The 12,205-nt window shown below is 46.2% G+C and carries 8 protein-coding genes, 1 tRNA gene and 1 riboswitch; of the genes, 7 read left to right on the top strand and 2 right to left on the bottom strand.

The window, feature by feature from the left end:
- Positions 1–56: 56 nt before the first annotated feature.
- Complete coding sequence (locus tag KIH43_RS00375; RefSeq protein WP_297716637.1) at positions 57–1,232, top strand: VWA domain-containing protein; 1,176 nt, start codon at positions 57–59, stop codon at positions 1,230–1,232.
- A gap of 52 nt (positions 1,233–1,284) precedes the next feature.
- Positions 1,285–1,740, top strand: coding sequence for a RidA family protein (locus KIH43_RS00380; RefSeq protein ID WP_297716639.1), 456 nt, complete (start codon positions 1,285–1,287; stop codon positions 1,738–1,740).
- 45 nt (positions 1,741–1,785) lie between these two features.
- Here KIH43_RS00380 and parC read toward each other — a convergent pair whose 3' ends face one another.
- A complete protein-coding gene (gene parC / locus KIH43_RS00385) occupies positions 1,786–4,080 on the bottom strand; it encodes a DNA topoisomerase IV subunit A (RefSeq protein WP_297716705.1) in 2,295 nt (764 codons plus the stop codon).
- A gap of 167 nt (positions 4,081–4,247) precedes the next feature.
- Positions 4,248–6,236, bottom strand: a complete 1,989-nt coding sequence (locus tag KIH43_RS00390; RefSeq protein WP_297716641.1) for a DNA topoisomerase IV subunit B — start codon at positions 6,234–6,236, stop codon at positions 4,248–4,250.
- 79 nt (positions 6,237–6,315) lie between these two features.
- Here KIH43_RS00390 and KIH43_RS00395 point away from each other — a divergent pair, with 79 nt between their 5' ends.
- From KIH43_RS00395 to thiC, 5 genes are all read left to right on the top strand, one after another.
- Positions 6,316–7,536: a CaiB/BaiF CoA-transferase family protein gene (locus KIH43_RS00395; protein WP_297716643.1), complete on the top strand. Its 1,221-nt coding sequence runs from the start codon at positions 6,316–6,318 to the stop codon at positions 7,534–7,536.
- A 26-nt stretch (positions 7,537–7,562) separates the two neighbouring features.
- Positions 7,563–8,762 (top strand): MFS transporter, encoded by a 1,200-nt coding sequence (locus KIH43_RS00400; RefSeq protein ID WP_297716707.1) that lies wholly within the window; start codon positions 7,563–7,565, stop codon positions 8,760–8,762.
- A gap of 186 nt (positions 8,763–8,948) precedes the next feature.
- Positions 8,949–9,023 (top strand) — tRNA-Arg (locus KIH43_RS00405).
- Positions 9,024–9,237: 214 nt separating this feature from the next.
- Positions 9,238–10,071, top strand: coding sequence for a DUF4743 domain-containing protein (locus KIH43_RS00410; RefSeq protein WP_297716645.1), 834 nt, complete (start codon positions 9,238–9,240; stop codon positions 10,069–10,071).
- Positions 10,072–10,146: 75 nt separating this feature from the next.
- A riboswitch (TPP riboswitch) is annotated at positions 10,147–10,252 on the top strand.
- Between the two features lie 37 nt (positions 10,253–10,289).
- Positions 10,290–12,203, top strand: a complete 1,914-nt coding sequence (thiC, locus tag KIH43_RS00415; protein WP_297716646.1) for a phosphomethylpyrimidine synthase ThiC — start codon at positions 10,290–10,292, stop codon at positions 12,201–12,203.
- The last annotated feature ends 2 nt before the right edge of the window (positions 12,204–12,205 follow it).

Genomic DNA, 12,205 nt, shown 5'->3' on the forward strand with positions numbered 1-12,205 from the left:
AGATGTGTATAAGAGACAGCGTTAAATCACTCTGAATTTTTCGTGGGATTTGAGCGATGCTGATTCATTTCTTTCTCAGATTGAAAGAGGCCAAAGTCCCCGTTTCGGTAAGAGAATTTTTGACTCTATTAGAAGCATTAAAGTCAGGCGTTATCGATCCTTCAATTGATGAGTTTTATCAACTCTCTCGCATGACCTTAGTAAAGGATGAGCAGCATTTTGATCGATTTGATCAGGTCTTTGGCTCCTATTTTAAAGGCGTAGAGCAAACCATTGCCCTCTCTCCCGACATTCCAAGTGAGTGGCTCGAAAAAAAATTGCAACGCGTATTAAGTGATGAGGAAAAAGCAGCGCTTCAAAAACTAGGCGGACCAGAAGCGCTAAGAAAACGTCTAGAAGAGCTCTTGAAAGAACAAAAAGAATGGCATGGTGGTGGCAATAAATGGATCGGGGCTGGCGGCTCATCACCTTTTGGTCATAGCGGCTACCATCCCGAAGGGATACGTATTGGCGGCGAAAGCGCAGGCAATCGCACCGCGATTAAGGTATGGGAAGCCCGTGAATTTAAGGATTACGACAGCAATCTGGCATTAGGCACACGCAATATCAAAGTTGCCTTGCGCCGTTTGCGTCGCTTTGCGCGCGAAGGGTCCGCCCTTGAGCTAGACCTAGATAAAACCATTCAATCAACTGCCGCCAATGCTGGCATGTTAGATATTCGGATGCGACCTGAGCGCCATAACCAAGTTAAAGTCCTTCTCCTCATGGATGTTGGCGGCTCCATGGATGATCACATTAAGCAAATTGGCGAGCTCTTTTCTGCAGCCAAAGCAGAATTTAAACATCTTGAGTATTACTACTTTCATAACTGTGTATATGAAAATGTTTGGCAAAATAATCGTCGTCGCAGAGATCAAGTTATCCCCACTCAAGAAATCATTAACAAGTATGGTCCAGACTATAAGTTGATTTTTGTTGGTGATGCGACGATGTCGCCTTATGAAATTCTGAGCCCCAATGGCTCTGTTGAATACAACAACCAAGAAGCGGGCGCAGTATGGATTAACCGCCTACTTGATCATTTTCCAAGTTTTGCCTGGCTGAATCCTGAACCGGAATCGATTTGGCAATATCGGCAGTCCATTGATATTATGAAAAATCTGCTTGAAGATCGAATGTATCCTGTCACACTGAATGGCCTTGAAAATGCCATGCGGCAATTATCCAAATAAATTACTAGTAATATTCTTTAATTAGCTACAAATACCTAGACACAAAAACAATATGAGCACTATTCACGATCGACTGAAAACATTAGGAATTGACTTACCTCCACCAGGACCACCAGCAGCTGCCTACGTGATGGCTGCCACAAGCGGCAATACCGTGTTTGTATCGGGCCACATTGCTAAACGGGATGGCAAGCCATGGACTGGAAAATTGGGTCTCGATATGGACACTGAAACAGGTAAAGCAGCAGCCCGCTCTATTGCAATTGATTTAATTGCGACCTTACAAAATCACCTTGGATCACTTGAAAAAGTGAAGCGCATTGTGAAAGTCATGGGTCTTGTGAACTCTACCAGCGAATACACCGAGCAACATCTGGTGATTAATGGTTGCTCAGAGTTGCTATTTGAAGTCTTTGGTGATGCTGGCAAGCATGCGCGAAGTGCCTTTGGGGTTGCGCAAATTCCGTTAGGCGCATGCGTTGAAATTGAATTAATTGCCGAGATCTAAGATCCCGGCAATTCAACCATCTCAGCAAACATTCATACGTTGTACTTAGTTTGCCTTGAGCTTTGCGTCCTTGAGTCTTGGTTCAACAAAATGACCTTTGCGAGCTCGATTGCCGGCAAATGACTTCAAGGTTTTTGCATCCAGATTAAGTTCGGTAGGCTTACCCGCACGCCCAGCACCAGAATAGGTGGCGCCATTAGGCCCCACTGCAATCGCTGAAGCCATAAACTCCTTGTCGTCTAAGCCCATCAATATGACACCTTTACCGCCTGTAGGTAAGCGCTTGAGCTCATCTAATGGGAAAACCAGTAATTTAGAGGCTTGCGATAGACAGGCAACTTGCTTCATGCCAACCTCGACTTTGGTCGCCCCCAACGGTGCATCGCCCACGACTTTAGCGTCAATCGTGATAAAGGATTTTCCTGCCTTATTGCGCGTACTCATATCTGAAACATTCGCCAAGAAGCCGTATCCAGCCTTCGTGGAGAGTAGAACTAAATCATCAGGTTGGCCTGCATAGTAAGCCACCATTTGCGAGCCGGCCGCTAAGTTCACAAAGCTGGTTAAGGGTGATCCATCACCTCTTGCACCAGGTAATTCGCTTACGGGAACGGTATATACGCGTCCATCACTACCAAACCCTTGAATCACATCAACAGTTCGAACCTCAAACGTTGCATAAAGTGAATCGCCTGCCTTAAAGCCAAATTGCGTTGGATCATGCTCATGACCCTGACGCACACGCACCCAACCCTTTTGAGAAACAATAACCGTTACAGGTTCATCGATGACTTTCGTTTCTGCAATAGCACGTTTATCTTCCTGAATTAGCGTACGGCGATCATCACCAAAATCTTTGATGTCGGCTTCAATCTCCTTCATGATGCGCTTACGCAATGTGGCATCACTTTGCAATAAACCCTCTAGATCATCGCGTTGCGATTTAAGCTCCTTAAGCTCTTGTTCGATCTTGATGCCCTCCAATCGAGCCAATTGGCGCAAGCGTATATCTAAAATATCCTCAGCTTGACGATCCGTAAGCTTAAATTCCTTTATCAAATCTGCTTTAGGTTCATCGCTATTTCGAATGATCTTGATCACTTTATCAATATTCAGAAGAACAGTTAAGCGCCCTTCCAAGATATGCATGCGATCTTTGACCTTACCTAGACGGAACTGGGTACGACGCGTGACCGTATTGACTCGAAACTCAATCCACTCAGCAATAATCTCTTTGAGGCCTTTTTGACGAGGACGACCATCGTTACCAATCATGACCAAGTTCATTGGTGCATTAGATTCAAGCGAAGTATGGGCCAATAAAAGATTGACGAACTCATTGACATCGATATTTTTGCTCTTAGGCTCAAATACCAATCGAACTGGCGCATCTTTACTAGACTCGTCACGCACCCCATCAAGTACATTCAAGATGGTGGATTTAAGATTATTTTGTTCGGGCGTAAGGGTTTTCTTGCCAACCTTTACCTTGGGATTGGTAAGCTCTTCAATCTCTTGCAGCACTCGCTGAGATGAGGCAGATGGCGGCAACTCATTGACAACGACTTGCCATTGGCCGCGAGCCAGCTCCTCGATTGACCAGCGAGCACGCACTTTAACGCTGCCCCTACCTGTTTCGTAAATTTGCGCAATCTCTGTAGCTGAAGAAATAATCTGACCGCCACCAGGATAGTCTGGGCCTGGCATGATTTTTAGAAGATCAGCCGTGGATAATTTGGGTGACTTCATTAATGCTATTGCAGCGTTTCCTACTTCGCGTAAATTATGCGATGGTATTTCGGTTGCCATACCCACTGCAATACCAGAAGCACCATTGAGCAAAACAAATGGTAATCGTGCCGGCAATAACTTTGGCTCCTGAAATGAACCGTCATAGTTCGGAGCGAAATCAACCGTACCCTCATCAATCTCGCTGAGCAATAAGCCTGCTATTTTGGTTAAGCGCGCTTCTGTATAACGCATTGCAGCTGCACCGTCCCCATCTCGAGAACCAAAATTGCCTTGTCCATCAATTAAGGGATAGCGTAGAGAAAAGCTCTGCGCTAAACGGACCAGGGCATCATAGGCAGATTGATCACCATGCGGATGAAACTTACCCAATACGTCACCGACAACACGGGCACTTTTTACAGGTTTAGCGTCTGCACGTAAACCCATTTCATTCATCGAGAACAAAATACGGCGTTGTACTGGCTTTTGACCGTCAGCAACCTCAGGAAGTGCGCGACCTTTCACCACGCTAATGGCGTAATCCAAGTAAGCACGTTCGGCATAGACGGCCAGCGTCAAACTGTCCTTGTTATCTTCATTTAAATCCATCGTTTTAGGATCATGAGGATCATTTGGCCCCTTAGAACCTGATTTTCCACTAGCAGTACTTATGGGCTTTTCAGAAACTTCAACAATATCCATCTCTTCTACAGACGATGAAAATAAATCTGCCTGTTGCTCAGCTGGTTTTTTACTTGATGATTTTTTGGTTGCCATTAAATATCTGCCTCTACTTCGTTACCGCGCTCTTCCAACCAGTCGCGGCGCGCACCTGATTCAGACTTACCCATCAGCATATCCATTGTTTTAAAGGTTTCATCTTCTGTCCAAGAGCCCAAGGTAACGGGTAATAAACGACGAGTATCAGGATTAAGAGTGGTATCCCATAATTGCTCCGCACTCATTTCACCTAAACCCTTAAAGCGTGAAATTTGCCATGCCGATTCTTTTAAACCATCTTTACGCAGCTTGTCTTCTATTGCCTGGAGCTCGTTTGCATCCAGGGCATAAATTTTTTGTGCTGGTTTTTTGCCACGCGCTGGCGCATCAACGCGGAATAAAGGTGGCCTTGAAATATGCACGTGACCCAACTCGATAAGCTTAGGAAAGTGCTTATAAAACAATGTGAGCAGCAGTACCTGGATGTGGGCGCCATCAACGTCCGCATCTGAAAGGATGCACACCTTGCCGTAACGAAGATTCGACAGATCAGGATCGTCATTGGGGCCATGCGGGTCCACACCAATTGCTACAGCAATATCGTGCACTTCATTATTGGCAAATAAACGATCGCGTTCCGCTTCCCACGTATTCAATACTTTGCCACGCAAAGGTAATATCGCTTGATATTCCTTATTGCGACCCATTTTTGCTGATCCACCTGCCGAATCACCCTCAACCAGAAAGATTTCATTTTGAGAGATATCTTCACTTTCACAGTCAGTCAGCTTTCCTGGAAGAACGGCAACTCCTGAGGATTTTTTCTTCTCCACTTTTTGGCCTGCACGTGTTCTCGCTTGGGCTTGCTTAATAACCAAATCAGCAAGTTTGCGACCATAATCAACGTGCTGGTTGAGCCATAGCTCCAAAGCAGATTTCACATACCCAGAAACCAAACGCACTGCATCTCTTGAATTCAAGCGTTCTTTAATTTGTCCTTGGAACTGCGGATCCAACACTTTGGCAGACAAAATAAAAGATGCGCGCGCAAAAACGTCTTCAGGCATCAACTTCACACCTTTAGGTTGCAATGCATGCATCTCAATAAAGCCCTTTACCGCATTAAAAAGTCCCTCACGCAAACCGCTTTCATGAGTTCCGCCAGCAGGTGTTGGAATGAGATTTACATAGCTTTCGCGCACTGGCATGCCATCTTCCGTCCAACTGACCACCCATGCTGCACCCTCACCTTCAGCAAAGGCATCATCATCACTTGTACCTGTGGCATATTGCTCACCCTCAAATGGCGGGATCACCTCTGCACCATGACCTGCTTGCGCAATAGCTTCATTTAAATAGCCACGCAGACCTTGTGCGTACTGCCATGTTTGAGTATCGCCACTCTTCTCTTGAATGAGTGTCACTTTGACGCCAGGCAATAGCACCGCCTTGGATCGAAGTAAACGAATCAGTTCCGCCATTGGAATGGCAGAGCTATCAAAATACTTGCCATCAGGCCATGCGCGAACGCGAGTGCCGTGGGATTTATCATCTTTGGATGATGGTTTCGATTTTAATTTTTCGATGACCTTGCCATCGGCAAAAGTCAACGTTGACACTTGACCATCGCGCCAGACCGTCACCTCCAAGCGCTTGGAAAGTGCATTCGTTACTGAAACGCCGACACCGTGTAAACCACCTGAGAATGCATAAGCACCACCAGTGCCCTTTTCGAATTTGCCACCTGCATGTAATTGAGTAAATACAATTTCAACTACTGGTAACTTTTCAGAGGGATGTATTCCGACGGGAATACCGCGACCATCATCTTCCACGCTGACACTGCCATCAGTGTGCAAGGTCACAATAATGTGCTTACCAAATCCCCCAAGTGCTTCATCTGAAGCATTGTCCAGAACCTCTTGGATGATATGTAAGGGATTGTCGGTCCGGGTATACATCCCAGGCCGTTGACGGACGGGTTCTAGCCCCTTAAGGACTTGTATCGACGATTCACTGTATTCAGAAGTTTTACTGGTAGCCATGCGCCAAAATTGTAGCCATGTCTTGGGATCAGCCAGAAGTTTTCAAGAAATCCCCTGCCATCCATGCCAAAATTGAGCCATGGGAGCTTTAAGTCATATTCGTGTTTTAGACCTCAGCCGTGTGCTGGCTGGGCCATGGTGCGCACAAAATCTAGCGGATTTAGGGGCTGACGTCATCAAAGTAGAACGTCCAGGCGCTGGAGACGACACTCGCCACTGGGGCCCGCCCTTTGCAAAAGATGAAAAAGGGAATGAAACTGCAGAAACTGCCTATTTTATTTGCATCAACCGCAATAAAAGATCGATTACGGTAGATATCAGTCAGCCTGAAGGCCAAGAGATTATTCGTCAATTGGCAGCCCAATCCGATGTCATTATTGAAAACTACAAAGTGGGAGACCTTGCTAAATATGGTCTTGACTATGAGAGCTTAAAAAAAATCAAGTCTGATTTGATTTACTGCTCAATCACAGGCTTTGGACAAAACGGCCCTTATGCTCATCGACCCGGTTACGATTTCATCATCCAGGGAATGGGTGGATTTATGAGTGTCACGGGAGAGGCTGAAGATGTTGAAGGTGCCAGTCCACAAAAATCTGGGGTAGCTATCGCCGATATCTTTACTGGGATGTATGCCTCTACCGCCATTCTGGCTGCCGTCATTCATCGCGATCATACGGGCGAAGGTCAATACATCGATATGTCTTTGCTGGACACGCAAATTGCAGTGATGGCTAATGTATCTAGTGCCTATTTATGCTCCGGTGAAATTCCGCGTCGCTGGGGGAATGCCTCACCCATTATTGTTCCGTATCAAACCTTCCCAACCTCAGATGGTTGGATGATCGTGGCATCTGGTAACGATAGTCAATTTCGTCACTTTGTCACCGCTGGTGGTGAACCCCAATTAGCTGACGACCCTCTCTTTTTAACCAACCCTGATCGCGTAAAACATCGCAAACAGTTAGTTCCCCTACTTGAAGCAATGACTCGTAAAAAATCGAAAGGTGAGTGGATAGCACTCTTGGAGCACGCGAATGTTCCCTGCGGTCCAATCAATAACTTCAAAGAAGTCTTTGAAAATGAACAAGTCATTGCAAGGCAAGTTCAGATTAATGTTCCGCATCCAACCGTGGGCACCATGAAACTCGTAGCAAGTCCCATGCGGTTGTCTAAAACCCCTACCGAAGTTCGTATGGCGCCGCCCACTTTAGGTCAACATACAACTCAGGTTTTGCAAGAAGATTTGCACTTTGATACACAAAAAATCGCCAAACTCCAAGAAAAAGGGGTTATTTAGTGACCTCACTCAAAACCTCCCTCACCATGAGACAAGTACTGATTTATGGTGGCTTTATGGTGACCATGTCGATGGGTATTCGCCACGGCTTTGGCTTGTTTAATCTTCCCATCACCATGGCAAATGGTTGGGGGCGTGAGACATTTGCATTAACCATTGCACTCCAAAATCTCATCTGGGGTGCAGTGCAACCAGTCACCGGCGCCTTAGCTGATCGCTATGGTGCTTTCAAAATCATGATTGCAGGCGGCGCGCTATACGCGCTAGGACTTGCAGGCATGGCGCTTTCATCCGACGCCCTCAATTTCACCATTGCAGGTGGACTCATGATTGGTCTAGCGCAAACCGCAACAACGTATAGCGTGGTTTATGGCATCTTAGGGCGCAACGTTCCTGCAGAAAAACGCGTTTGGGCAATGGGCATTACTGCTGCCGCAGGATCATTTGGGCAATTTTTAATGATTCCCGCAGAGCAAGGTTTGTTGAGTGCTTTTGGCACACAAGATGCACTATTGATGTTGGCTTTGATGGCAAGCCTCATGATTCCGACCGCATTTATGCTGCGTGAGAAAAATTTTCATCATCAGCATGCGCATGGCGATCAGACCATCATGCAAGCACTTAGCGAAGCAATAAGAAACCCCAGTTTTCGATTGCTAACATTGGGATATTTTGTCTGCGGCTTTCAAGTTGTCTTTATTGCCGTTCATCTTGCACCCTATCTTAAAGATCTATCTACCACATATCCGGCTGTTGGCGCGCCTGCCGTTGCTACAACCGCTCTAGCCTTAATAGGTTTATTCAATATCTTCGGCACATACAGCTCAGGCTATCTTGCTCAACGTTTTCCCAAAAGGTTCTTGCTCTCTGGCATTTACTTAGGTCGAGCTTTTGCCATCACCGCTTTTATATGGATTGAACCAAGCCCAATGAGTACTTATATATTTTCTGCCATTATGGGCTTTCTCTGGCTATCTACTATTCCATTAACAAATGGGATTGTTGCGCAAATATTTGGCGTAAAGTACTTAACCATGCTCTCTGGGCTTGTATTCTTTTCGCATCAGCTTGGAAGTTTCTGTGGCGCGTTTTTGGGCGGATATCTATTTGATCGCACTGGGTCTTACCTTCTCGTTTGGCAAATTGCCATTGCATTAGGTGTTTTCGCCTTCTTGGTAAACCTACCTGTAAAAGAACGTGCAATTACACGAACAGTCAATGCATAAATCAAATTTGCTATCGATCTGGAAAATCATCGGCTATGGTTTTGCGTGTTTTTTATTGCTGTTTGTTTTTTCTGCATACTATGCACCTGAAATGATGATGGCTCTCACCAATCAACTATGGGCACTCTGTGGTTGGTAATGGATGATCGCTTTGCTCCTTATCACAGAATTTTTGATATACAAAATCTCGCCGTAGCACAATGGATAGTGCACATGCCTCCTAAGCGTGGGATACAGGTTCGATTCCTGTCGGCGGGACCATCATCCCTACAAAGTTATCCACAGGACATGTGGATAAATTGATAAAAGTTTCTGTAAGTCGAGGATTTTTATAGTGTGACCTGGCTTGCTTAAATTATCAGCATAGTCCGAAACACTGCCTCTATAAGCTTGAGATGGCTTGTTGCAGGAGATTTATGGTAGGTAGCTTTCATTTTTTAAAGGGCATGAAAGAAGTTCCCTTACACTTCAATCCATGACCTCTTTGTCCACCAGTACGCTCGCAGCCCTTGAGGAAATGCTTCTCAATACCGCTAGGCCTGCTCCTGCAGACTTCATGCCGATCTATTTTTTACGCAAAGATGGAGTGCAACAAACCATTGGTCACCTCAACCCAGATTTCCTACCCCATCTGCAAGAATTCCTAAACAGTAATTCGGTGCCACTCATCGCGCTTGAAAATGACGGCCTCAGACTTTATCAAGGCAAACCTAAAGACTTATCAGAGAGCTTAGGCCTGATTGCAAATAGCTTGCGTTTAAGTGGCTTTATACCCAGCTGGCGCAATGAAGATTTTGCATGGATCGATCAAAGCGGACACAAATTCTTTCGTTTAGAGCGTGCTGCTTTTCGTACCTTTGGATTTCGCAGCATGGCAACGCACATTAACGGTTACACCAATAACAATACCCTTTGGCTTGGTAGACGCAGTGAAAACAAACCGACGGATCCAGGCTTGCTGGATAACATCGCTGCTGGTGGTATTACAGCCGATGAAACACCTTGGATGAGTGCGCGCAGAGAACTTTGGGAGGAAGCTGGTATTCCTTCGCAAATTGCTGAAAATATTGAGCCTGTCGGCTGCATTCATATGCGTCGCCCCATTCCATCGCGAGGTTTTCATGATGAGCAGCTTTTTATTTATGACTTAGAGCTCACTACTAACTTTATTCCGACCAATCATGATGGTGAAGTGAGTGGATTTATCGAAGTTTCCTATGCTGAGGCAGCCGCCCGCATCTTGGCTGATGAATTCACTATTGATGCCGCTTTTGTAACGGCAGATTTCATTTTGCGCCGCAATAAGTAGGCTTTTGACGTCTAGCGAAGCGCCCCTGATAGGCGTCTTACATTCAAAACCTATTTCGTGGTTAAATTCTCCCTAAGGATGAAACAGGGGTGCCCTTTTGCTGTTTGAGCAAAAGGCGCTGAGAAAGACCCTATTACCCGATCCAGATAATGCTGGCGTGGGGAGTTACATCAGACCGGCACCCGGTTTCGTCCATCCAAAATTATCAGGAGATGGACATGAGTACAAGCAACCCAAAAACCAAACATGAGATCCCCAGCCTAAAAAGCTTGGAGCGTGACTTCGGTCAAAAATTTGCATACCCTGCATCTACAAAAACTTATCTCCAGGGATCGCGCGCAGATATCAAAGCACCGATTCGTATGATTGAGCAGTTACCAACTCGTATTGGTGAAGAAGTGGTTTCCAATCCCCCCATACCGGTTTATGACACTTCTGGCCCCTATAGCGATCCTGATGTAGTGATTAACCTCGAAAAAGGATTGCCACGCTTACGTGATGCTTGGATTTACGAGCGCAATGACACAGAACAGCTTGCTGGACCCAGCTCAGAATATGGCGTGGCACGAGCTAATGATGAGGCGACTAAGAATTTACGATTTGCCCACATCAGTGCCCCACGGGTTGCAAAGGCGGGACAGAATGTGAGTCAAATGCATTACGCTCGCAAAGGCATTGTTACCCCTGAGATGGAATATGTCGCCTTACGTGAATCCATGGGTCTCGAGCAACTGCGCAAAGACCCTGCTTACAAACAACTACTAAAGCAACATCCTGGGAAAGGCTATGGAGCCAACCTGCCAGAGATCATCACAGGAGAATTTGTACGTTCTGAGATTGCCGCAGGTCGCGCGATCATCCCCGCGAATATTAACCACCCAGAGCTTGAGCCAATGATTATTGGCCGCAACTTTCGGGTCAAGATTAATGGCAACTTAGGGAACTCTGCTGTGACTTCATCGATTAACGAGGAAGTGGAAAAAATGGTTTGGTCTATACGCTGGGGCGCAGACACCATTATGGATTTGTCGACTGGTAAACATATTCATGAAACCCGTGAGTGGATTATTCGTAACTCACCAGTTCCCATCGGCACTGTGCCAATTTACCAAGCGCTAGACAAAACTGGCGGCATTGCCGAGGATCTGACATGGGAAATGTTCCGAGATACGCTCATCGAGCAAGCTGAACAGGGCGTGGATTATTTCACTATCCATGCTGGGGTTCTTCTACGTTACGTTCCACTGACTGCAGACCGTATTACTGGCATCGTCTCTCGAGGTGGCTCGATTATGGCCAAGTGGTGCCTAGCGCATCACAAAGAAAACTTTTTGTATACCAAGTTTGATGAGATTTGTGAAATCATGAAAGCCTACGACGTCTCCTTTAGCTTGGGAGATGGCTTGCGACCTGGTTGTATTGCTGACTCCAATGATGCAGCCCAATTTGGCGAACTGCATACACTTGGAGAATTAACTGCCAAGGCATGGAAGCACGATGTGCAGGTCATGATTGAGGGTCCTGGTCACGTTCCCATGCAACGCATTGAAGAAAATATGACAGAAGAGCTCAAGCATTGCTTGGAAGCGCCCTTCTACACCCTGGGACCCTTGATCACCGATATTGCACCAGGTTACGACCATATCACTAGCGGTATTGGTGCAGCACAAATCGGTTGGTATGGTACCGCCATGCTGTGCTACGTCACACCTAAAGAGCACTTGGGCTTACCAGATAAAGAAGATGTACGAGAAGGCATCATCACATACAAGATTGCTGCCCATGGTGCTGATCTTGCCAAAGGTTTGCCAGGTGCTCAGGTGCGGGACAATGCGCTTTCTAAGGCTCGCTTTGAGTTCCGCTGGGAAGATCAATTTAATCTTGGCTTAGATCCAGAACGAGCCCGCGAATATCACGACGCCACCTTACCAGCAGAGGGCGCAAAAATTGCTCACTTCTGCTCTATGTGTGGACCAAAATTCTGCTCAATGAAAATCACTCAAGAAGTCCGCGATTATGCGGCCAGCTTGGATGCCAAAGTGATCCCGATTGCGCAAGAGAGTGACGCTGTAAAAGGCATGCAAGAAATGTCTGCTGAATTTCGCAAGCGCGGCAGCGAGATTTATCAATAAAC

Source organism: Polynucleobacter sp. (assembly GCF_018500155.2).
Taxonomy (GTDB): domain Bacteria; phylum Pseudomonadota; class Gammaproteobacteria; order Burkholderiales; family Burkholderiaceae; genus Polynucleobacter.

Coding starts and splice junctions, on each gene's coding strand:
- KIH43_RS00375 (WP_297716637.1), top strand. CDS start 57: ATGCTGATTCATTTCTTTCTCAGATTGAAAGAGGCCAAAGTCCCCGTT.
- KIH43_RS00380 (WP_297716639.1), top strand. CDS start 1,285: ATGAGCACTATTCACGATCGACTGAAAACATTAGGAATTGACTTACCT.
- parC (WP_297716705.1), bottom strand. CDS start 4,080: ATGGATTTAAATGAAGATAACAAGGACAGTTTGACGCTGGCCGTCTAT.
- KIH43_RS00390 (WP_297716641.1), bottom strand. CDS start 6,236: ATGGCTACCAGTAAAACTTCTGAATACAGTGAATCGTCGATACAAGTC.
- KIH43_RS00395 (WP_297716643.1), top strand. CDS start 6,316: ATGGGAGCTTTAAGTCATATTCGTGTTTTAGACCTCAGCCGTGTGCTG.
- KIH43_RS00400 (WP_297716707.1), top strand. CDS start 7,563: ATGAGACAAGTACTGATTTATGGTGGCTTTATGGTGACCATGTCGATG.
- KIH43_RS00410 (WP_297716645.1), top strand. CDS start 9,238: ATGACCTCTTTGTCCACCAGTACGCTCGCAGCCCTTGAGGAAATGCTT.
- thiC (WP_297716646.1), top strand. CDS start 10,290: ATGAGTACAAGCAACCCAAAAACCAAACATGAGATCCCCAGCCTAAAA.